The 21,181-nt window shown below is 60.3% G+C and carries 16 protein-coding genes and 1 pseudogene; 8 read left to right on the top strand and 9 right to left on the bottom strand.

All coding sequences use genetic code 11. The annotated features are described in order from the left end of the window. Positions 1–33: 33 nt before the first annotated feature. Both QLG10_RS14800 and QLG10_RS14795 read right to left on the bottom strand, forming a co-directional pair. Positions 34–1,806: an acyl-CoA dehydrogenase C-terminal domain-containing protein gene (locus QLG10_RS14800; RefSeq protein WP_282487607.1), complete on the bottom strand. Its 1,773-nt coding sequence runs from the start codon at positions 1,804–1,806 to the stop codon at positions 34–36. A gap of 112 nt (positions 1,807–1,918) precedes the next feature. Continuing rightward, a complete protein-coding gene (locus tag QLG10_RS14795; RefSeq protein ID WP_110752394.1) occupies positions 1,919–3,541 on the bottom strand; it encodes an acyl-CoA synthetase in 1,623 nt (540 codons plus the stop codon). A gap of 229 nt (positions 3,542–3,770) precedes the next feature. On the opposite strand from QLG10_RS14795, the gene QLG10_RS14790 reads away from it, so the two are divergent. Together QLG10_RS14790 and QLG10_RS14785 are read left to right on the top strand one after the other, a co-directional pair. Further along, complete coding sequence (locus QLG10_RS14790) at positions 3,771–6,041, top strand: PAS domain S-box protein (RefSeq protein WP_282487606.1); 2,271 nt, start codon at positions 3,771–3,773, stop codon at positions 6,039–6,041. Positions 6,042–6,051: 10 nt separating this feature from the next. Further along, the gene (locus QLG10_RS14785) at positions 6,052–6,687 is read left to right on the top strand and encodes a response regulator transcription factor (protein ID WP_020800475.1); all 636 of its coding nucleotides are present in this window, start codon (positions 6,052–6,054) and stop codon (positions 6,685–6,687) included. 36 nt (positions 6,688–6,723) lie between these two features. On the opposite strand, the gene QLG10_RS14780 is transcribed toward QLG10_RS14785, so the two are convergent. From QLG10_RS14780 to QLG10_RS14765, 4 genes are read right to left on the bottom strand one after another with little or no spacing between them, the layout of a single operon-like run. After that, a complete protein-coding gene (locus QLG10_RS14780; RefSeq protein WP_282487605.1) occupies positions 6,724–8,445 on the bottom strand; it encodes an FAD-dependent oxidoreductase in 1,722 nt (573 codons plus the stop codon). A gap of 58 nt (positions 8,446–8,503) precedes the next feature. Beyond that, positions 8,504–8,824 carry an NIPSNAP family protein gene (locus QLG10_RS14775; protein WP_020800477.1) on the bottom strand — a complete coding sequence of 107 codons (321 nt, stop codon included), beginning with the start codon at positions 8,822–8,824 and terminating at the stop codon, positions 8,504–8,506. Then, positions 8,793–10,571: an FAD-dependent oxidoreductase gene (locus QLG10_RS14770; protein WP_282487604.1), complete on the bottom strand. Its 1,779-nt coding sequence runs from the start codon at positions 10,569–10,571 to the stop codon at positions 8,793–8,795. The genes QLG10_RS14775 and QLG10_RS14770 overlap by 32 nt, the downstream gene beginning before the upstream one ends. A gap of 32 nt (positions 10,572–10,603) precedes the next feature. Next, positions 10,604–11,422 carry a shikimate dehydrogenase gene (locus QLG10_RS14765; protein ID WP_188263627.1) on the bottom strand — a complete coding sequence of 273 codons (819 nt, stop codon included), beginning with the start codon at positions 11,420–11,422 and terminating at the stop codon, positions 10,604–10,606. A gap of 145 nt (positions 11,423–11,567) precedes the next feature. Here QLG10_RS14765 and QLG10_RS14760 point away from each other — a divergent pair, with 145 nt between their 5' ends. Then, entirely contained in the window at positions 11,568–12,341 is a 774-nt protein-coding gene (locus QLG10_RS14760; protein WP_110752403.1) for an IclR family transcriptional regulator C-terminal domain-containing protein, read from the top strand. A gap of 140 nt (positions 12,342–12,481) precedes the next feature. On the opposite strand, the gene QLG10_RS14755 is transcribed toward QLG10_RS14760, so the two are convergent. Then, positions 12,482–12,868 (bottom strand): MerR family transcriptional regulator, encoded by a 387-nt coding sequence (locus QLG10_RS14755; RefSeq protein ID WP_110752405.1) that lies wholly within the window; start codon positions 12,866–12,868, stop codon positions 12,482–12,484. A gap of 74 nt (positions 12,869–12,942) precedes the next feature. On the opposite strand from QLG10_RS14755, the gene QLG10_RS14750 reads away from it, so the two are divergent. Both QLG10_RS14750 and QLG10_RS14745 read left to right on the top strand, forming a co-directional pair. Next, a complete protein-coding gene (locus QLG10_RS14750; protein ID WP_282487603.1) occupies positions 12,943–14,022 on the top strand; it encodes an SDR family oxidoreductase in 1,080 nt (359 codons plus the stop codon). A gap of 78 nt (positions 14,023–14,100) precedes the next feature. Further along, positions 14,101–15,000, top strand: a complete 900-nt coding sequence (locus tag QLG10_RS14745; protein ID WP_282487602.1) for an EamA family transporter — start codon at positions 14,101–14,103, stop codon at positions 14,998–15,000. Positions 15,001–15,088: 88 nt separating this feature from the next. On the opposite strand, the gene QLG10_RS14740 is transcribed toward QLG10_RS14745, so the two are convergent. Continuing rightward, positions 15,089–17,575 carry an arylsulfatase gene (locus QLG10_RS14740; protein ID WP_282487601.1) on the bottom strand — a complete coding sequence of 829 codons (2,487 nt, stop codon included), beginning with the start codon at positions 17,573–17,575 and terminating at the stop codon, positions 15,089–15,091. A 180-nt stretch (positions 17,576–17,755) separates the two neighbouring features. On the opposite strand from QLG10_RS14740, the gene QLG10_RS14735 reads away from it, so the two are divergent. Next, positions 17,756–18,871 (top strand): formylglycine-generating enzyme family protein, encoded by a 1,116-nt coding sequence (locus tag QLG10_RS14735; RefSeq protein WP_188263622.1) that lies wholly within the window; start codon positions 17,756–17,758, stop codon positions 18,869–18,871. A 102-nt stretch (positions 18,872–18,973) separates the two neighbouring features. Further along, positions 18,974–19,193, top strand: a pseudogene (locus tag QLG10_RS14730) (transposase); the annotation flags it as partial. A 67-nt stretch (positions 19,194–19,260) separates the two neighbouring features. Here QLG10_RS14730 and QLG10_RS14725 read toward each other — a convergent pair. Further along, entirely contained in the window at positions 19,261–20,163 is a 903-nt protein-coding gene (locus QLG10_RS14725; protein WP_110752415.1) for a LysR family transcriptional regulator, read from the bottom strand. A 108-nt stretch (positions 20,164–20,271) separates the two neighbouring features. Here QLG10_RS14725 and QLG10_RS14720 point away from each other — a divergent pair, with 108 nt between their 5' ends. Next, a complete protein-coding gene (locus tag QLG10_RS14720) occupies positions 20,272–21,111 on the top strand; it encodes a hypothetical protein (RefSeq protein ID WP_110752417.1) in 840 nt (279 codons plus the stop codon). Positions 21,112–21,181 lie beyond the last annotated feature (70 nt).

Here is a 21,181-nt window from a genome sequence, read left to right as displayed (position 1 = left end):
CGCCTGCCAGAGCGCCATGGCGTCGCTCAATCGTCAGAACTGTTCAGCGCGCAGGCCATACAACGAGTCGCTACCGGCAAGAATGGATTGCTCAAGGCTCAAGGTGCGTGGAAGCAAGCGCTGGAAGTAAAAGTCGGCGGTGGCGATTTTCGCGGCGTAGAAATCTTCGTCTTCGCTGCGTTTTTGCCGCGCAACCTGAGCCATGCGCGACCAGAGCCAGGCGTAGGCGACGTAACCGAACAGGTGCAAATACTCCACCGACGCCGCGCCGACTTCGTTGCGGTTGCTTGCCGCTCTGTCGTGGAGCCAGTCGCTGATGTCCTCCAGCCGCTGCACGACATCCAGCAGTTGCGTGGCATAGGGGGCGTCAGGCTGTGCCGCGAAGCGGCGGATCTCGCCGGTGAACTGGCGCAGTGCGTGGCCTTTGTCGGCGAGCACTTTGCGCCCGAGCAGATCCAGTGCCTGGATGCCATTGGTGCCTTCGTAGATTTGCGCAATGCGCACATCACGGACCAATTGTTCCTGGCCCCATTCGCGAACGTAGCCGTGGCCGCCGAAAACCTGCTGGCCATTGATGCAGCTCTCCAGGCCGCTGTCGGTAAAAAATGCCTTGGCCACGGGCGTCAGCAGCGCGACCAGGACCTGCGCACTGTCGCGCTCGCCGGCATCAGCGGAAAACTTCGCCAGGTCCAGTTGTTGCCCGACATAGCTGGCGAACGCGCGGCCGCCTTCGGTCATGGCTTTCATGCCCAGCAGCATGCGCCGCACATCCGGGTGAACGATGATCGGGTCGGCCGGTTTGTCCGCCGCCACGGCGCCCGTGGGGGCTCGACTCTGAAGGCGTTCGCGCGCGTAGGCGACGGCACTCTGGTAGGACGCCTCGGCGCAGCCGATGCCCTGAATGCCGATGGACAGGCGTTCGTAATTCATCATGGTGAACATCGCCGCCAGGCCTTTGTTCTCTTCACCGATCAACCAGCCACTGGCACCGTCGAAGTTCATCACGCAGGTGGCTGAGGCCTTGATGCCCATCTTGTGTTCGATCGAACCGCAACTCACGGCGTTGGCAGCGCCAAGCGAGCCGTCGGCATTGACCAACACTTTAGGCACGACGAACAGTGAAATGCCTTTCGGACCCGCCGGTGCATTCGGCAGTTTGGCCAGTACCAGATGAACGATGTTTTCGGTCAGGTCCTGGTCGCCCCCGGTGATGAAGATCTTGCTGCCGGTGATCTTGTAGCTGCCGTCAGCCTCAGGTTCGGCGCGGGTGCGGATGAGCCCAAGGTCGGTGCCGGCATGGGCTTCGGTCAGGCACATGGAGCCGGCCCAGCGGCCTTCGTACATCGGTGGCAGATAGAGATTTTTCAGGGTGTCGCTGGCGTGGGCATCCAGTGCCAGGCAGGCGCCGGCGCTCAAGGCCGAATACAGCGCAAAACTTGAGTTGGCACCGTAGAGCATCTCTTCGAATTGCACGGCCAGCATTTTTGGCATGCCCATGCCACCGAACTCGGCGTTGCCGGACAGTCCCACCCAGCCGCCTTTGATGTAGGTTGCGTAAGCCTGTTTGAAACCGCTGGGGGTGCTGACTCGACCCTCATGCCACTGTGCGCCTTCTTCGTCGCCGCTACGATTGAGGGGCGCAATCAGGTGCGCGGTGACTTTTGCCGCCTCCTCAAGAATGGCATCCGCGGTGTCCGCGTCGATGCTGTCGGCCAAGGCGGGCAGGCGCGCCCACAGGGCCGGTGCCTCGAACACTTCGTGCAGCACAAAGCGCAGGTCACGCAGGGGGGCTTTGAATTCTGGCATAACGTAAACCTCGTTGGGACGGTTGTATTACGGGCACAGCCGAAGGTGGCCTGAACGACCATCAAGCAGCAGGCGCATGACCTTCTGCTTGATGCAAGCAGGGTAGAAGGGATTAGAGCGCCTTGGCCCGGTCGCGCAGCACGTACTTCTGGATCTTGCCAGTGGACGTCTTGGGCAAGAGCGTGAAGATCACGGTGCGCGGGACCTTGAACCCGGCCAGATGCTCACGGCAGAAAGCGATGATGTCAGCCTCTCGAACGTCCTGGTGATCCGCCTTCAAGGTGATGAAGGCGCAGGGCGTTTCGCCCCATTTCTCATCGGGACGGGCGACCACGGCGGCTTCCATCACAGCCGGATGGCGATAGAGCACGCCTTCGAGCTCGATGGTGGAAATGTTCTCGCCACCGGAAATAATGATGTCCTTGAGTCGGTCCTTGATTTCGACGTACCCGTCGGGATGCCAGACCGCCAGGTCACCGGTGTGGAACCAGCCGCCTTCGAACGCTTCGGCAGTGGCGGTCGGGTTCTTCAGGTAGCCTTTCATCACCGTGTTGCCGCGCAGGAAAATCTCACCGATCGTCTGGCCATCGCGCGGGGTTGGTTCCAGCGTTGTGCAGTCGCCGACCATCACGCCTTCCAGCGTCGGGAAGCGCACACCCTGTCGCGACTTGATTTGCGCCCGCTGCTCCAGGGGTAACTCATCCCATTCGGCGTGCCAGGCGCAGACCGTCACTGGGCCATAGGTTTCGGTCAGGCCGAACACGTGCGTGACCTTGATGCCCATCTCTTCGACGGCACCGATCACCTTGGCCGGTGGCGCAGCGCCCGCGACCAAGGCGTTGACCGGGTGATCGATGGCCGCTTTCGCCGACTCCGGCATGTTGACCAATGCATTGAGCACGATCGGCGCACCGCACAGGTGAGTGACCTGATGCTCGCGGATCAACGTGAGGATTCTCTGCGGGTCGACCCGGCGCAGGAACACGTGCACGCCTGCCAGGGCCGTGATGGTCCACGGGTAGCACCAGCCGTTGCAATGGAACATCGGCAACGTCCAGAGGTACACCGGATGATTGCCGATGGCCCAGGTCATCTGGTTGCCCAGCGCGCTCAGGTAAGCGCCGCGATGGTGGTAGACCACCCCCTTGGGATTACCGGTGGTGCCTGACGTGTAGTTCAGCGAAATGGCCTGCCACTCGTCGAGCGGCCATTTCCAGTCAAACGCCGGGTCGCCTTCGGCCAACAGCGCTTCGTAATCCAGGTCGCTTGCGGCCTGGCCTTCGCCGTATTCCGGGTCATTGACGTCGATCACCAGGGGTGGGTGATCGAGCATGCCAAGCGCCGCCTTGATCACGTCATGGAACTCGCGGTCGGTGATCAGCACTTTGGCTTCGCCATGCTGGAGCATGAATGCGATCGCTTCGGCATCCAGCCGGACGTTGAGCGGGTTGAGCACGGCACCGATCATCGGCACGCCGAAATGCACTTCCAGCATCTCGGGAATATTGGGCAGCATCACCGCCACCGTGTCGTCCTTGCCGATGCCGCGACCGGCCAGCGCCGAGGCCAGGCGGCGGCAACGGGTGTAGGTCTGGGCCCAGGTACGGCGAATCGAACCGTGGATAACGGCGGGGTGGTTCGGGTAGGTACTGGCGGTGCGCTCGATGAAACTGAGCGGCGAGAGGGCAATGTGATTGACAGCCGAAGGGGCCAGGCCCTGGTCATAGATAGACATGTACGGGTACTCGTTGGCTGATTGTTAGCTCTATGGCTGACCGGGCGGCGTAGTCGCCGAGGTCACCTTCTAAGTCCGGATGACGTTATATAATATTTCGCCGGTTATATGGAAGTACAACCTAAGCACTATAGTATATATACTATATGTGGTTCTTCTGATTCTGAGTCGACGCCACTGACCTTCCAAGTTGGTATAGGCTTGGTTTCCCTGACAAAGTGGGCGCGTAATGACCGTGACTCCTGTTCGATTGCACAGTTGGTTGCGCCTGCAGCGCGAGAGTGTGTCCCTGGCCGCCCGGGCTGATGCGTTGTGTCTGGCGCTGCAGGAGTGTCCCGAAGTGCAGCGGGCGGTGTACCTGAGTTGGCAGCCCCCTTCGCGAATCTACCGCCATGAGGGCACGGCCCAGCATTTTCCGCCGGGACTTGGCGACCCTGCGCTGGCCAGCGACCAGGTGCTCTTCGATCTTCTGGCAGACACAGGGCGCCTGGCCCTGGCTGATGTGCGTCGACTCGATTGCTGGTTGTCCGGCCGGTTGCGCCGGGCCGGGATCAGCCATGGCCAGGTGTTCGACCTGGCCTTGACGCCCGGGCAGCCGGGCTTGTTGCTGGTGCAAGTGCGCGAGGGCGTGAGTCTCGATTGGCTGGGATGGGTCCAGGATTTGCTGACGACGCTGCTGAGCAGTGTCAACGGCATGCTGCGTGGTTCGCCTCTGCTGGGCCTCGACCCGCAACCGAGCCTGTTGCTCGACGCGCAAGGTCGACCGCTGGAGTTCAACGCGGCACTGATGGCGCTGCTCGCGGAAAAATCGCTGGGCGATGTGCTGGGTTTTTTACCGGTCAATCACCGAGAGCTGGTGCGTGCCTGCCTGACCCAGCAACGGGCTGTCGAAGGCGTCGAGGCTCAGTTTGAGTCACAGGTCCTGATCTGGACGTTTATCCCCGACCCCCAGGAAAACCGGGTGCTCGCCCGTTGCCGCGACGCCACGGCGCAGGTGCTGGCAGAGCGTGAGGCGGCCACTGCACGACGGCTTTACCGGCTGATCATCGAAAACACCACCGACCTGATTTCCCGCCACACACCGGATGGGCGTGTGATCGATGCGTCACCGGCCTCCTGGACCTTGCTCGGCTATTGGCCCGAAGCACTGCGCGGGCAAATGGCCCAGGGCCTGTTCCATGGCCAGGACCTGGCCGGCCTCGTGCAGCGTGCACGCGATGCGCTGGAGCAGGATGGTTATCACACCATGACGTACCGCATCCGCCATCGCGACGGCCATTACCTGTGGTTCGAAACGGCCAGCCGGGCAATCCGGGAAACCTACACCGGCGCGGTGGTTGAAATCGTCTGCGTGTCCCGGGACGTTACGGCCCGCGTGCAGGCCGAGGAGAACAAGCGACGCCTGGCCGAAGTGGTCGAGGCCAACATCGATCCGGTGTTGTTCATCGCTCCCGGGGGCCTGGTCACTTACCTCAATCCAGCCGCGCGCCGCATCCTCGGGATTGATGAGCAACAACCCATGCCGGCCCTGGCTACGTTGTTCGCCAGTGCTGACCTTGCGCGCCTGCAGCGCGACGGTTGGCGCAGCGCCGAGCGCGACGGTGTCTGGAGCACCGATGCGCGCCTGCAACCACCGGACGGCGGCACATCGGTGCCGGTGTCGCTGGTGTTGCTGGCGCACCGTTCGGCCAGCGGCGAGCGTTATTACTCACTGGTCGCGCGTGACATGACCGAGCGCGAACTGCGCGAAGCGCAACAGCGGCGTCATCAGGACGAACTGGCGCACACCGCACGCCTGGTCACCCTGGGTGAACTGGCTTCGGGAATCGCCCACGAAATCAACCAGCCGCTGGCGGCCGTGGTCAATTATGCGAACGCGAGCCAGCGCTACCTGCAGACGCTGGACTCCAATCCTCAAGCGGCAGCGAGAGTGACCCAGGGCCTGGAGCGCATTACCCATCACGCCACCCACGCCTCCGAAGTGATTCGGCGGCTACGCGCCTTTTTACGCAAGGGACAACGTCGCATGCAGGCGCTGAACCTGACTGACGTGGCCCGCGAAGCCGTGCGTTTATGTGCCTGGGAGGCGAGCAATTGCCAAGTGACAATCGAGGATCGACTGCCGGATAATCTGCCGCCCGTTTATGCCGACCGCGTGTTGCTGGAACAGGTGCTGCTCAACCTGTTGCGTAACGCCATCGACGCCAACCGTGAGCAACATCCCGGGCAGCCTTCGGTGATCGTGATGGCCGTGGGGCAGGGCGGTGGCACGTGCGTGGAGATCCATGTGCAAGATCAGGGGCCGGGCGTCAGCGAACCACAACTTCAGCAGATCTTTACCCCCTTCTACACCAGCAAGGCCGATGGCCTGGGGCTCGGTCTGTCCATGAGCCGCAGCATCATCGAAGGTTTCGGTGGCGAATTGAATGCCCGGCGCCAGCCTGTCGGGCTGCTGATGTGTTGCCGCTTGCCGCTGGCCGGCCCAACAAAACAACAATAGGAATCAGGTAATGGCAGGTGTAACGGAGCAGGTGGTGTACGTGGTCGATGATGACCAGGGCATGCTCGAGTCGACGGTCTGGCTCCTGGAGTCGGTCGGGCTCAAGGCCCTGCCGTTCACCAGTGGTGTCGCGTTCCTCGATGCCTGTGATGCGAGCCTTGACGCCTGCGTGCTGCTGGATGTGCGCATGCCCGGTATGGGCGGCTTGAACGTGCAGGAAGAAATGCGCGTGCGCCAACTGAACCTGCCGATCATCTTTGTCAGCGGGCACGCGGATGTGCCGATCGTGGTGCGCGCGTTCAAGGCCGGTGCCCATGACTTTATCGAGAAGCCTTACAACGAACAGCTGTTGCTGGACAGCGTGCAACAGGCGCTCAGCAACTGTGCCACCCACCGTTCGGGTAACCAGGGCCACGAAGCCTTGCAGGCGCGCTTGCTGACCTTGACCCCGCGCGAGCGCGATATCCTGTTGCCGCTGGTGCAGGGTTACACCACCCGCGAAATCGCCGAGCAACTGGGCGTGAGTGCAAAAACCGTCGATCTGTATCGCGCGCGCGTCATGAAACGCATGCAGGCCAATACGTTGCCGGACTTGGTGGGCATGGCCATCGCGGCGCAGATGGTCGATCCGCTGAAGTTGCGTTGAGCCCTCGCCCTGGCCGGCATCTGCTTGATGTTGCACTCATCGACACGCCGCTGAGCCTGCCAGTGTTCTTCCTGCAATGTAGCCGAACGTCATGCCCGGCCCGAGGGTAATGCCGCCGCTGGGGTAATGACCGTTCATGATGCTGTTCATGTCATTGCCCACGGCGAACAGTCCTGGAATCGGCGCTTGATTGTCGTCCAGTACCCGGGCACAGGCGTCGGTGTGCAGCCCGGCGAAGGTGCCGAGGCTGCCAGGCACCAGCTTCACGGCGTAGAAGGGGGCTTGGCGCAGGCTGCCAAGGGACGGGTTGGGACCGTGGAGGATTTCCCCCTGGTTTTTGTTGTACAGCGACTCACCGCGACGAAACTGCGGATCGCAGCCTTTCTCGGCAAACTGATTGAACGTGTCGACCGTGGCCTGCAGTTGTTGCGCATCGATCCCACACTGGCGTGCCAGTCCTGCCAGGGTCGAGTCCTTGAACAGATAGCCCATGCGCACATAGGACGCTGTCGGGAAGGGAAAGGGCCTGGACCAGCCCAAACCGTAGCGCCGCTGGGCGCGATGGTCGCAGATCAACCAGGACACCGGGGTTTCTCCCGGTCCGCAGGCGTCGAACAGTGCGCACATGTAGTCATGGTAGGAGTCTGCTTCGTTGACGAAGCGTCGACCATCCCGGCGCACGGCGAGAAAACCCGGTTTCGCCCGATCCATCAAATGTGGAAAGCCACTGAAGCCGCCGTCCTCGCGCGGCACGCGAGACACCGGTGCCCACGCAGCGGCCTGCGCCAGGTCGCAGGCGACGCGAGCGCCGACGCTTTCAGCCAGGCGCAAGCCATCGCCGGTATTGCCCTTGGGGGCAGCGCTCAAGTGTGCGCTGCCATCAGGGGCGTGGGCGAACTGCTGGGCAATACGTTGCCGGTCGTGGGGGAAGCCGCCGCAGGCCATCACCACTCCCCGTCGTGCACGGATCTCGAGCAGGCCTGCGCCGCGGTCGATACGCGCGCCGACCACACGTTGGTCCTCGCGCAGCAGCTCACCTACCTGTGTATCGGTCAGCAGGCGGACGTTGCGATCCAGGGCGCTTTTCAACAGCCGCGCGACCAAGGCATTGCCGTTCACCAGGTGCATGCCCCGGCCGTGGCACATCAGGTCCCGGGCATGGCGCAACAGGCGTTTGCCGACATACAGCAGTGAACTTGCCGAGCGGGTTGCGTTGAGGAAGTGGTTGAGATCGGCGCCGCCGGCAATGCCCATTCCGGCAAGGCTGATGAGGTCCAGCGGACGCCGAAGCTTGTCGATCCACGGACCCAGTCGACGACCATCGAATGGCAGCGCGCAGAGCGAGCGGCCGCCTCGGGCATGACCTTCGCTGGCATGAAAGTCTGGCATCTTGCTGCCGGAGAAAAACTGCACTTCGGTATGGCGCTGAAAAAATTCGACCATCTTCGGGCCCTGCTCGAGGAACATCTCCATGCGCGGGTCGAGCACATCGCTGTGCAGCTCGTTGCGCAGGTAGATTCGCGCCTGTTCGAGCTCTTCCACGACGCCTTCGGCGACTGCCAACGGGTTGCGTGGGACCCACAGCCAGCCGCCCGACCAGGCACTCGTGCCGCCGAGCACCGGCTCTTTTTCCACCACGATGACGTCGAGGCCGAGCTCAGCACAGGTGACGGCAGTCGCCAGGCCCGAGGCGCCGGAACCGATGACCAGGACATCACAGATAAGGTCGTCGACATTCATCGACGGCAAGACGCTCATGGCGACCTCCATATTTGGGCTTTGCACTGTAGGAGCATGCTCGCTCCTACAAGGACGGTTATTGCAACGGTGAAAAGTCGGTCGGGCGCAGCAGGCGCGACTCCAGCGTCACCACGGCGTCGAGCGCCTTGTTCTGCCTGGCGAAGTCCTGCCAGCGCGGATCGGCGGCCATGGCGTTGCGGCGGTTCATGCGATCGTCGAGGCTGGTATAGGCCCAGATGTGCACCACCTGGTTGACCTCGCCGATTTCGGTGGTGAAGAAACCGACCAGGTTGCCCAGGTGCTCTTGTTGCACGGCCAGTGCCGCGGTTTTGTACAGGGCCAGCCAGTCGCCAAGGCGGGTCGGTTTAATCGTGTAGGTGCGCAGTTCGTAGTACATGCGGTGCTCCGGTTTGGGCGTGTGGGTGTGTGTTGTGCTCAAGACGGGCGGCGATATCACTGGCGGCGAGGTAGCCGAAGGTGATGCCCGGGCCGAGGGTGATGCCAGGGCCTGGGTAGGTGCCGTCCATGATCGAATTCATTTCATTGCCGGCGGCGTACAGGCCGGGGATCGGTGCACCGCTGCGGTCGAGCACGTTGGCCTGGCCGTTGGTGACCAGTCCGCGGGCGGAGCCGAGGTCGCCGGTAAACAGGCGAATGGCGTAGAACGGCGCCTTGTGCAGCGGCTTCAGGCACGGGTTGGGTCCATGGAGCGGATCGCCCATGTAGCGGTTGTAGGCGCTGCTGCCTTTGCCGAACTGCCGGTCGACGCCAAGCACTGCATCGGCGTTGAACTGCGTCAGGGTCTGCTCCAGGGCCGTGGCATCGATGCCCGCGATAAGGGCCAGTTCGGCGAGGCTGTCTGCGCGCAGCAGGTAACCGGCTTCGATCAATGCGCTGTTGTCGACCGGCCGCGGACGGGCCAGGCCCATGCCGTATCGGTTCAAGGCTTCGCTGTCACAGATCAGCCAGCAGGGCGCATTCGCGCCGCCGTTGGCGAACATGCCTTGGACGAAGCAGTGATAGGAGTCCGACTCGTTGACGAAACGTCGTCCGGCGCGGTTGACTGCGATCACACCGGGTTTGGCCCGATCGGTCACCAGGTGGGGAAAACGCTCGAGGCTGCCGTCGGCCTTGCGCAGGACCGAAACCGGCGCCCAGAAGAAGTTTGCCGACAGGTTGTCGCCAATGGCCGCGTTGACCGCAGCGGCCAGTCGTTGTCCGTCCCCCACATTGGCCGCAGGGGACATGCTCCAGTGTTCCGAGTCGGTCGCTGGCCGCTGCCCCGCGGCTTGGGCGCCGGCGGCAAATCCACCCATGGCCAGTACCACACCGCCCTTGGCCAATACCTTGCGGGTTTGTCCGCGCCAGGTGATCTGCACGCCCTCCACGCGTCCCTGTTCGATCAGCAGCGCGTCGGGCGTCGCCTCGAGCCACAAGTCGACGCCGTTGGAGAAGGCGGTGGTCGCCAGCCTGGCGATCAAGGCATTGCCTACGGTCAGGCGCGTTCCGCGTGGATGGCTGAGACGATCGATAGCATATCGGCCCATCAGTTTCAGGCAGTGCCAGAGCGATTGCGGCGAGCGCTTGAAGCTGAGGAAGTGCTGGATGTCGACACGATTGACCATCATGCCGCCGAACAGCAGCATGCCGTCCGGTGGCCGCTTCAGGTCCTTGAAGTGCTCACCGAGCTTGCGCCCGTCGTACTCGTCGATTTCCAGGGCGCGACCGGTTTGCGTGCCACCGGGCAAGTCCGGGTAATAGTCGGGCGACAGTGGCCGCAGGCTGTATTTGAGTTCGCTGTTGGCCTGCAGAAAACTCAAGGCTTCGCGGCCATTGTCGATGAAGGCGTCGATCAGCGCCGGGTTGTAGCCAGCCCCGATCACCTCCTTGAGGTAGCGGCGCATTTCGTCGGCGCCCAGGTGATGCCCGGCGGCCCGGGCCTGATCGGTGTCGTGCAGCCAGACCGCGCCACCGGAGATCGCCGAGGTGCCGCCGAAGGTTTCGGTCTTTTCCACCAGCAAGACCTTGAGGCCGCGGCAACTGGCGGTCACTGCCGCGGCGAAACCGGCGGCGCCGCTGCCCAGGACAATCACGTCGTAGACCCGGTCGGCAACGGCAGGGAGCTGGGTAGTCGTCATGTTCATTGTCTATCGCCTGTTAAGGACACGGCCGCAGATCAGATCTGCAGCGGTGTCACGCCCATGAAGTGGCCGAGGTTGCCCAGTTGCGCCAGGGCCATTTGCGGGCCGGTCTGGATCGGGCAACCGCGGCTTCGGGCGAAGGCGAGAAACGGCGTCACCGCTGGCGAAGTCACGACATCGGCAACCAGCGTCGACGCTTGCAAGCTTTGCATCAGGCCTTGAGGCAATGGCAGCGGACCTTCATCGCTGGTGGCGTCCATGCCGACCGGCGAAGCGTTGACCACCAGATCGAAGTGCTCAAGCGAGGAGGGATTGGCGCTGATCACTGTCTCGGGAAACGTGTCGCGCAACAGTTCGCCGAGCATCTCGACGCGCTCCGCGCTCAAGTCGCTGATGACCAGATGACGGATCCCGCCCTGGCACAGTGAATAAGCAATCGCACTGCCGACACCGCCGGTGCCGATCACCAGCGCCTGTTTGTCTTGCGGATTGAAACCCTGCTGGCGCGCCGCACTGAGAAAACCTTCGCCGTCGACGATATCGCCCACCAGCCGGCCGTCGGCCTCGCGCCGGATCACGTTGACCGAACCCAGCGCCGCCGAGCGCGCACTGACGCTGTCCAGGCGGCCGGCCAGTAGCTGTTTGTAGGGTACGGTGACCACGCAGCCGCGCAGGTTCTGCCAGCCACGCAAGGTCTCGACGAAGTTCTGCAGGGCGCTCGGCGCAAGGTCGATGGCCAGCATGGCAACGTTTTGCCGGTGCCCAGCGAACCAGTGGTTGAAGTTTTCCGGCGATTTGACCTGTGTCACAGGCGAGCCGACGATGGCGACCAGTTCAGTCGAACCCTGAATCATTTGATGTACCCGCTTATTGGCTGTGTTGTGGGGCCGATAGTGCGAGCGGGGAGGGGAGCGGACAATCAGGCTGCCAGGCGTTTAAGTTGATAATCGCAGCATCAGTGCGATAATCGCATTATCTGCCTGAATTAGAGTCGTCGCGATGAAGCAGCCCACCATCCATCAACGGGACCTGATCGTCGGCCTGCAAAAAGGCCTGGCGTTGTTGCAACTGTTTTCCCAAGAACATCCGCGCCTGAGTGTGCCGGAGGTGGCGCGCATGGCCGACATGACGCAGAGCGCTGCCCGGCGTTTTTTGCTGACGCTGGTGCATGACGACTTCGCGCAGACCGATGGTCGTTTCTATTGGCTGACCGCCAAGACCCTGCGCATTGGCCAGGCCTATGTCGATTCGGCCGTGCTGCCGCGCATGCTGCGGCCGATCGTCGAACAGGTGGCGCGAACCACCCAGGAGCATGTGTCGGTGGGCATTCGCGACGGGGATGACATCGTGCATGTGGTGCGCAGCCGCTACAGCCACATCACCTCGATGTCGATCCGGCCTGGCTCACGGGTGCCCATGTATTGCACCGGCAGTGGCCGGCTCTGGCTGGCGAGTTTGTCTGGCGAAGCGCTGGACGGGTATTTCGCACGCAACCCGCCCCAGGCGATCACCCCCTACACGCTCACCGATGAAAAACAGATCCGCGCCGAAATCGCCGTGGCGGCGCAGCGTGGCTACGTTCTTGTGGATCAGGAATACGAAGTGGGCATGCGGGTGCTGAGCGTGCCGTTGATTGATCGCGAAGGGCAGTTGCAGGCCACCTTGACGCTCACCACCCATGCGTCGCGAATGACCGTGGAGCAAATGCGCGAGCGTTATCTGTCCGCCTTGTATGAAGGCCAGGCCTTGTTGCGGCCGATCATGACGCTGTAGGGCGATGGTGTTGCCTGTGGGGAAGGTTGCGATTGATCCGACGTGGACGGATGCCAAGGGCAGCTATCGGCCAAAGCGGACGGTTGGAGTGAAGAAATAAATCCGCCCCTTTCGGTCCCCTTTTCGCGCCCGGAGGCACTTCAGTAAGAGTTGTTCAACTGCTGAAGCTCAAGTTGCTTGGCAGCACTGGCCTCGAGGTTTGCACGCTCTTCATCCAGATACCGATAAATGCTTTGGAGGTTGGCGATTTTCTGTTTGATTTCCGCCATCTTCTTTTCAATTAGCTTAGCGCCATCAGCACAATCGATCAGCTGGTTGCGCTGCGCATCCAGAATCTCGCCTATTTCTCCCAGGGAAAACCCCATGCTTTGCGCGCGCTGGATAAAATCCAGATCCTGAAGCGTTTGCGCTGTGTAAACGCGATAATTGTTGGTTTGCCGCAGCGGTGAGATCAGGCCGATTTGCTCGTAGTAACGCAGCGTATGACGGCTGGCACCGCTGCGGGCCTCGAGCTCGCCGATTTTCATGGAAACACCGCTTGACTGTAGAGTTGGGTCGATAGTTTACGCTTGGTTTCTCACCTTAAACAAGGAACAGGGAAATGAGCGTGGAGTGCTTTGTCACGGGGGGTACTGGCTTCATCGGTCAACATTTGGTGGCGCACCTGAGTGCAAAAGGTCACACCATTCGGGTGTTAATGCGTCGCCCAGGGCGACTCGCTGCACTGCGGGAGCAAGTCGACAATTTGGGAGGATGCGCGACCCGGGTATTTGCCGTAGCTGGCGATCTGGAACGGGACAACCTCGGGTTGAGTCTTGCCGACCGAGAAGTGCTAAGGCGCGCCAATGTCATATTCCACCTGGGCGCCCACTTCGCATGGGGGCTTTCAGTGGCGCATTCTCGTGCGGTGAACGTGGAAGGGGCAAAGCGCGTGGCGCTGTTGGCGGCTGAGCAAAAAAGCCGGTTAGTGATGATCGGCGGCTACATGCTGAAAAATCATGAACATCTGCAACGCATCGGAATTGATCCTCGTCATCCGCAGCTGACGAATTGGCCTGCCGTCTACCGACATGTCGGTGGTTACGAGGGGAGCAAGCTGGAGGCGCATTTTGCGACCCTGGAGGTCATGTCCGCCAAGGGCGGGGAGATTACCGTTGTCCACCCTGCGACGGTTTGTGGTCACAGCCGCACGGGGCATATCCTGGACGGTCAGCCGCTGGTAGAGCTGATACGCAACCTTGTGCAGGGAAAGCTGACGGCAGTGCCCGGTACGGCCGAGCACTGGCTGCCACTGGTCACCGTCGATTACCTGGTTGAGCTGGTGGCGGTTTGTGCTTTTGATCCTGCCATGGTGGGCCAGGAACTGCTGGCGCTCGATGGCCAAACGCCCAACTTGCGAGAACTCCTGGTACAGGTGGCACAACCTTTGGCTTTAAAGTCTCCCAAGCACTACGTTTCACTCCGATTGCTGAAGTGGCTACTGAGTATTCCTCCGGTCGCGCGGTTTTTGAATACAAAACCCGAAGCCTTGGACTTTATCCAGACCACTCGTTTTGATACTGCGCCGGTCGAGCAATTTGCCAACAGGCATGGAATAGCCAAACCGGATATACGTCAGTCTTTGCAGCACACTGCAATGTTCGTCAACTCATATTGCATAGCCAAGGGCCAGGCCCTCTGACTTCTACCTTGGGGGGCGACAAAGCCGTTAGCCCCGCCATTCCATCCAACGACAATTCAGCGACAGGGATCGTCATCAATGCAATCTACTTTCAGCAAAGGCCTCATATTTGCACTCTGCGCTGCGGCGCTGAACGCAACGATCGGTGTACTCAGCAAAGTACTCATGAGTAATGGTTTCACCGCGAGCAGTGTCGCTGTCATCAAGACCGTACTGGGTTGCGTGCTTCTCTCGATCTTACTGTTTTTCCTCAAGCGCCCGGCGGCGTCGACCAAATGGACTCAGGCGGCTATCTGCGCATTCCTTGGCATCTTCGTGCTGTTCCATTTCGAAACGTCCGCCTATCGACACTACGCTGCGGCGGGTGTGGTGGTGGTGCTGATGGCCAGCGCCTCAATTTCCTCGATCATTCTGGCGCGCATTTTCCTCAAGGATGCCATCACCGCGAACGCTACCGTTGGCGCCGCACTTGCCATCGCCGGGATCTCGGTGATCTTCGGCGGTGACCTGCAGCAGGGCTTTACCCTGCAAGGTGCTGCGCTCGCCTGTATGGCCGGCTCCGGCTATGGAGCCTTTTCGGTTGCCATGAAGCGTATGGGAGTGTCGGGTGGGCTGCATTTCACCCGGCAATTGTTGTTCTTTGGCAGCCTGTACCTGCTGATGCCGGCTGCGGCCGATGGTTTCGCGATCGGCGAGTTGTCGCCGTTGGCGATCGCCGCGCTGCTGGCGCTGGCCACGCTGCCGACAATCCTGGGCTTCTTCTGCACCACCAAGGCCATCGAGTACCTCAAGCCATCCCAAGTGCAAGCGCTGGAGCTGACCGAGCCATTGTTCGCCGCGCTGCTGGCGTTTGTGGCGCTCAATGAAGTACCGCGCGAAAGCCTGTACGCGGGAGCGGCACTGATCATCGTCGGCCTGTGTTTCTCCAATGAACTCATTCGCTTGGGCAGCAAAGCATCCGTCCCTTCGACCGAGTGAGCTATTTTCGGATTCTGTTTACTTTGGCAATCAGCGGTTTTCGCTGGTAGTCGCAGATCATCCCGTTAGAGATGATCTGCGCGCATTCCTAGTCTTTGTTGCCGACCTTGTTCTGAGCTACTTCCTTGCTCGTGGCATTCAACTGTGCAGGCTCGAGCTTGACTGTAAGTCTGTGCAGTGTGCCGGTGAACGCAAACGGCACTTGGTAATCCTTGTCATCCACGGGGGTGCCGGTATCGGAGCCGACATCGAAGCTTTCATCGACACCGAAGACGAATGGGACGCTGTGCGGAATCGTATGACTGACCAGTTGCTTGCCATCCACTGAGAGTACGCCGGTGCCGCCTTTGCCGAATCCCGGCCCGGCATATTTGAAGTCAAAGCTGATGCTGTGCTTGCCGGGAGTAAGTGCCTCGGTCCCTTCCCAGCGGAAGCGCGCAACGCCTTCAAGGTTGTAATTGAAAATCGGCTTGCCTTTTAGAAGGTAGAGGGCGTAACCACCGAAGCGGCCACCATCGGTCACCAGCGCACCGTCGCCGCCATTTTCCGGAACAGTAATGTCAGCCGTAATGACGTAGGACTTGTTCAAGATGCTGGGTTCGTTGCCGGGAAGAATGCCGGTCACTGGCGACAGATAATCGAATTCGCTCCGTCCGGCCACGATGCTCGGCCTCTGTGCAAGGAGGCGCGCCGAGCCGGAAGCGTCGAGCGGCAACACTTGGTACTTGTTTGCTTCCACCCAGAACAAGTCCTGTAGCTCCTTGAGTTTTGCGGGATTGGTGGCTGCAATATCGTCGTTTTGTGTCCAGTCCTTGGTGATGTCGTACAGTTCCCAATTGACGCCATTGACGATGTCCTTGGGTGGCTGAGCGGTGAGGTCCCAAGGTGCGCGGAAGGGTGTCGTTGAAGCCATCCAGCCCTCGTGATAAAGCGCACGCAAACCAAACATCTCGAAATACTGGGTGGTGCGTGTAGAAGGCTTTTCGGCACTCTGTTTGTCGAAGAGGTAAGCCATGCTCGTGCCTTCGATAGGTTTTTGCGCAATGCCGTCAACTTGCAGCGGCGCATCAATGCCTGTGGCTTCCAGGATCGTCGGTTCGATGTCAATGACGTGGTGGAACTGGTTACGGATCCCGCCGGCATCCTTGATCCGGTTCGGCCAGGAGATGGCCATGCCTTGGCGAGTGCCGCCAAAATGCGATGCAATTTGCTTGGTCCACTTGAAGGGGGTATCCATGGCCCAGGTCCAGCCCACGGCCATGTGCGGATACGTCTGGTCCGACCCCCAAGCGTCTAGATACTTCAACTGGTCGGCAACCGATACGTCGATTCCGTTGAAGGTGGTCATTTCGTTTGGCGTGCCGTTAGGGGTGCCTTCGGCACTGCCGCCGTTGTCGCCACTGATGTAGATAATCAGCGTGTTATCGAGTTTGCCCATGTCATCGATTGCCTGGATCACCCGGCCAATTTCGTTATCGGTGTACGCGAGATAGGCTGCGTAGACCTCCATCTGGTGGGCATACAATTTTTTCTCGTCCGCCGACAGTTCATCCCATTTCTTCAGGGAGTCAGGCCACGGCGTGAGTTTGGCTTGCGCCGGGATCACGCCAAGGCGCTTCTGATTGGCGAAAATCTGGTCGCGCGCGGCATTCCAACCCATGTCAAATTTGCCCTTGAATTTGTCAATCCATTCGGGGGGCGGATGATGTGGCGCGTGAGTACCGCCAGGGGCGTAATAAAGAAAGAAAGGCTTCTTCGGATCGAGCGCGTTCAACTCATGGACGTAGCTGACCGCGTCATCCGCCATCGCGGTGATGAGGTTCCACCCCGGTTTGCCGACGTAAGGATGGATCGGCGTGGTGTTGCGAACCAGATTGCCCGGCTGCCACTGGCTGGTTTCTCCACCCATGAAACCGTAAAAATAATCAAAGCCCATCCCAATGGGCCATTGATCAAACGGACCGGCCTGACTGGCCTGGAATGACGGCGTGTTGTGGTTTTTGCCAAACCACGACGTTGCATAGCCATTGTCCTTGAGGATTCTGCCAATGGTCACCTTGTCCTTGGTGATGACGCTGTTGTAGCCGGGATATCCGGTTGATGTTTCCGTGACCATGCCGAAGCCGACGGAATGGTGATTGCGCCCGGTAATCAAGGCCGCGCGTGTCGGTGAGCACAGTGCCGTCGAATTGAATTGCGTGAAGCGTAATCCGGCTGCCGCGACGCGATCCAGGGCGGGCGTGGGGATAAGGCCGCCGAATGTACTGGGCGCGCCAAAACCGACGTCGTCGGTGATGATCAACACTACATTGGGCGCGTCTTTAGGCGGGACGACGGTCGGTGTCCAGTAGGGCGTGGAGTTCGCGGCGTCGAGGTTGATAACGCCGCCGAATGCCGCTGGAGGGTTAGGGAGGTATCGTCCATCGATGGTCGTGGTCGCGCTGGGAGAGCCGGGCGTGCCGTTGACTTCTTGTGTCGTTGCATTGGCACAAGAGAACGCAAGCAAGGTAACGGCCAGTCCTGAACAGATGCGCTGGCTCAGCCATAACGGTTTATTCCAGTGTGCAATGGCCATGGCCAGCTCCTGTAAACCCCCGAACCCCAGACTCGGAGTGTAGAACCGTTTTTTTCTCTCGCCAGTCCATCTCAACATTGATCCGAGTGGCCGTTGACTTTGGAGGAGTGCTGTCTATACCTGATCTTGATATCAGGCAGGTTCAGCATCGGCCGCAGACTGTATGCGAGAGGGGCGCAAATGCTTATCAGGAAACCGCATTTTGCTACCGCCATCGTCTGTGCCGGGATCGTGTCGATTTGCCTGGCGTTTGCGGTATCTCAGCACATTCGCGGCCCTAAGCCTTTGACGCTGGGTGATGGGAAAAATGGCCCGCGGGAAATGGTCTGGCTTCCTGCGGGCGAATTTTTGATGGGGAGCGATCATAAGCTGGCTCGTCACAATGAGGGGCCGGCGCACAAGGTCCGACTTGAAGGGTATTGGATCGACCGTTACGACGTCACCAACGCCAATTTCGCCCGTTTCATTTCTGAAACTCATTACGTCACCACCGCCGAACGCAAACCCGAATGGGAAGACCTTAAAGTCCAGCTGCCACCAGGGACGCCTGAGCCCAATGACAGCGAACTGGTGCCTGGCGCAATGGTTTTTGTCGGCACGGACAGACCTATCCCGCTCAATGACTTCAGCCAGTGGTGGGCGTTTGTCCCGGGGGCTGACTGGCGTCACCCGCTGGGCCCGGACAGTACCATTGAGGGCAAGGAAAACCATCCGGTCGTGCAAGTTTCACATGAAGATGCAGAGGCGTACGCAAAGTGGGCGCATAAACGTCTGCTGACCGAGGCTGAATGGGAGTACGCCGCAAGAGGTGGTCTTGAACAGGCGAATTATGCGTGGGGGAGTGACTTCTCACCCGGTGGGGAAAAGATGGCGAATACCTGGGATGAGATACAGCCGTTTCCAGTGACCGGAGCCAGTAATAAATTCAAGGTTGGCACCAAGCCGGTAGGCAGTTACCAACCTAACGGCTACGGACTCTACGATATGTCCGGGAATGTTTGGCAATGGGTCGCCGATTGGTATCGTGCCGATGCATTTAGAGTTGGCCTCAAACGTCAACCAGCGGGTGAAGCAGTGGTAAACCCAGTGGGGCCCTCCGACAGCTATGACCCTGAACTTGGGGTGACGGCCAATGCACCGCAACGTGTAATCCGAGGCGGATCTTTTCTTTGTAGCGACAGCTACTGCACAAGTTTTCGCACCAGCGCCAGGCAGGGTGCTGATCCTATGAATTCCATGTCGCATCTCGGCTTTCGTTTGGCAATGAGTAATGACCAATGGGAAAAGAACCGTTGAATACAAAATGCGCTTGGGTGTGAAAGCACGAAAGACTGCCCTTGGCCGATTCTGTTGAAAAAGTAACTCCCCTGTCTGGCCTGCGGCAAAATCTCTGCATTCATGTTGAACGTGGGCTACTGCTAAGGTATTCGCTCCGAGCGGCGGTCGTGCGAAGAGACCCATTTAAACCTGGCGTATCGCTGGTTCTGCCGGTTAAGCCTTAGGATGAAATCCCCTAATCACTCGGCCTTTTCCAAAAAATCGACACGGCCGTTTTCGGGGCAGCGGTCTGTTTCGCTGGCTGTTCAATGAAGTGCTGCGTCGTTGCATGGACGCAGGTGATCTGCAAATCCGACTTTTTCAACAGAATCGGCCGGTTGCTGCCTGCCGTGAAGCATTACCAGCGATCAGCCTTTTTCAACTTTTTTGATCCAGGTCTCAAGCTCCATCACCATCCTGTTGACCTCGCTGTCCTGCCGTTCAGAGGGGCGAACGATGGCGTTCCAGGCAATGTCCAGGCCGTCGTTCAGTGCCGCCCACGCAAGCTCTCCGCGCTCGAGGCTGGGGCTCACCAGGTCCCGTTGCAGGATGCTGATGCCGTAGCCTGAGCGAACCAGTTCAACGATGGCTTCGATCAGCTCCACGGTGATCATGCGGCGCGGCAAGATGCTGGCAGGGGCGAAGAAGCGGTCGTATTCCCAGCCGCTGGCGCGATCGGTTGAGTAGGTCACCAGGTTGTAGGTCTTGAAGTCCTGCGCGTAGATATTTTTCCTGTCCGCCAGGGGGTGGTCGGTGGCCATGATCGCGATCAGGTCGTCGCGAAACAGCGGCAGCTTGGCGACACCGCTGGGCACCATGCCGTCATCGATGATGGACACATCGATCCGGCCTTGCATCAGGCTGGCGTACACGTCGTTGCGGGGCACGGTCACCAGGGTGATTTCGATGTCCGGGCGCAGGCTCGAGTAGTGCTTGATGAACTTTGGAATCCAGCGAAACGGGCCATAGGAGGTGACCCCCATGCGCACGAACGCGGTGACGCCGCCGGCCATCGACCGGGCTTCGGACTCGGCCTCGTTCAGTATCGCGATGATGTCCTTGGCGGCCCGTTCCAGGCGCACGCCGGCAGGGCTGAGCCGCAGCTTGCCGCCTGATCTTTCGGTCAGGCCCACACCCAGTCGCCGTTCGGCTTCGCGCAGGCGGTGGCTGACCGCCGAGGGCGTCAGCCATAAGCGCTCGGCAACGGCCGTGACCGAGTCGACCTGCGCCAGGGTTTGCAACATCACAAGGTGATCGAGGGTAAGTCTCATGGCGAGCGACCTGAAAATAATTCACAAAATTGCGTAAAATTATGAGCGTGACTTGTTTTTGGTGGCGATGCAATCTGAATCCAGCAGAGCCCACCGGAGACCACAACAATGACCAACCTGCCCACCACTGCTGCACACACCCTTGGCGATATCATCGACCTCGAGCGTTACCCCATCACCGATCGCGCCAGTTCCTCATACCGGGCACTGGTTGCGCAAAGCCAGTCGCTGCTCGGCGAAGAGGGCGTGGCGATCTTCCCGGGTTTTGTCCGCGAGCCATCGGTTGTCGCCATGGCGCAGCAGACCCTTGCACTGCACTCGCGCATGTTTCGTTTCAGGGAGAATCACACGGTTTATTTCAAACCCCAGGACGAAAGCGTCGATCCGCAACATCCGCTGCGCCGCTTGATGACCACGGCCAAAGACACCGTTGCCTACGCCGATATTCCGCTCGACCATGCGATCCGGTCGATCTATGAAGCGGATGAAGTCCTGGCGTTCATCAAGGATGTATTGAACCTGGAAACGCTCTATCGCCACGCCGATCCACTGGCCGCCCTCAACCTGCAGGGCTTCACGGCAGGGCAGGAATTGGGGTGGCATTTTGATCGTTCCGACTTCAGCGTCACGCTGTCACTGCAGGCGGCGAACGCGGGCGGGGATTTCGAGTATGTGCGCATGCTGCGCAATGAACACGACGATTGTCATGAGGCGGTGAGGCAATTCCTCGATGACCCGAAAACACAGCAGGTAGAGGTGCTGCCTCAGGTGCCCGGCACCCTGACACTGTTCCGTGGCCGCTATTCATTGCACCGGGTCACGCCGGTGGCAGGCGACAGGTTGAGGCTCAACGCGGTGTTGGCGTATGTGGACCAACCCAATGTCGAATTCAGCGCCTATGCACGCCAGTTGTTCTACGGACGTACCACCGTTGATCCATTGGTTTGAGTGTCGCCCATAACCATAAAGGCAACTGATTCACTTCTTCGCTTCACATGTTTGCGCGCGCACCTGGCCA

Source organism: Pseudomonas sp. V98_8 (assembly GCF_029967975.1).
GTDB classification, from domain to species: domain Bacteria; phylum Pseudomonadota; class Gammaproteobacteria; order Pseudomonadales; family Pseudomonadaceae; genus Aquipseudomonas; species Aquipseudomonas umsongensis.
Note: the sequence above shows the minus strand (reverse complement) of the source record. Positions and strands in the feature narration are given on the sequence as shown.

What these genes read in the sequence shown, in the direction of transcription:
- QLG10_RS14800 (WP_282487607.1), bottom strand. Translation starts at nt 1,806, where the DNA reads ATGCCAGAATTCAAAGCCCCCCTGCGTGACCTGCGCTTTGTGCTGCAC.
- QLG10_RS14795 (WP_110752394.1), bottom strand. Translation starts at nt 3,541, where the DNA reads ATGTCTATCTATGACCAGGGCCTGGCCCCTTCGGCTGTCAATCACATT.
- QLG10_RS14790 (WP_282487606.1), top strand. Translation starts at nt 3,771, where the DNA reads ATGACCGTGACTCCTGTTCGATTGCACAGTTGGTTGCGCCTGCAGCGC.
- QLG10_RS14785 (WP_020800475.1), top strand. Translation starts at nt 6,052, where the DNA reads ATGGCAGGTGTAACGGAGCAGGTGGTGTACGTGGTCGATGATGACCAG.
- QLG10_RS14780 (WP_282487605.1), bottom strand. Translation starts at nt 8,445, where the DNA reads ATGAGCGTCTTGCCGTCGATGAATGTCGACGACCTTATCTGTGATGTC.
- QLG10_RS14775 (WP_020800477.1), bottom strand. Translation starts at nt 8,824, where the DNA reads ATGTACTACGAACTGCGCACCTACACGATTAAACCGACCCGCCTTGGC.
- QLG10_RS14770 (WP_282487604.1), bottom strand. Translation starts at nt 10,571, where the DNA reads ATGAACATGACGACTACCCAGCTCCCTGCCGTTGCCGACCGGGTCTAC.
- QLG10_RS14765 (WP_188263627.1), bottom strand. Translation starts at nt 11,422, where the DNA reads ATGATTCAGGGTTCGACTGAACTGGTCGCCATCGTCGGCTCGCCTGTG.
- QLG10_RS14760 (WP_110752403.1), top strand. Translation starts at nt 11,568, where the DNA reads ATGAAGCAGCCCACCATCCATCAACGGGACCTGATCGTCGGCCTGCAA.
- QLG10_RS14755 (WP_110752405.1), bottom strand. Translation starts at nt 12,868, where the DNA reads ATGAAAATCGGCGAGCTCGAGGCCCGCAGCGGTGCCAGCCGTCATACG.
- QLG10_RS14750 (WP_282487603.1), top strand. Translation starts at nt 12,943, where the DNA reads ATGAGCGTGGAGTGCTTTGTCACGGGGGGTACTGGCTTCATCGGTCAA.
- QLG10_RS14745 (WP_282487602.1), top strand. Translation starts at nt 14,101, where the DNA reads ATGCAATCTACTTTCAGCAAAGGCCTCATATTTGCACTCTGCGCTGCG.
- QLG10_RS14740 (WP_282487601.1), bottom strand. Translation starts at nt 17,575, where the DNA reads ATGGCCATTGCACACTGGAATAAACCGTTATGGCTGAGCCAGCGCATC.
- QLG10_RS14735 (WP_188263622.1), top strand. Translation starts at nt 17,756, where the DNA reads ATGCTTATCAGGAAACCGCATTTTGCTACCGCCATCGTCTGTGCCGGG.
- QLG10_RS14725 (WP_110752415.1), bottom strand. Translation starts at nt 20,163, where the DNA reads ATGAGACTTACCCTCGATCACCTTGTGATGTTGCAAACCCTGGCGCAG.
- QLG10_RS14720 (WP_110752417.1), top strand. Translation starts at nt 20,272, where the DNA reads ATGACCAACCTGCCCACCACTGCTGCACACACCCTTGGCGATATCATC.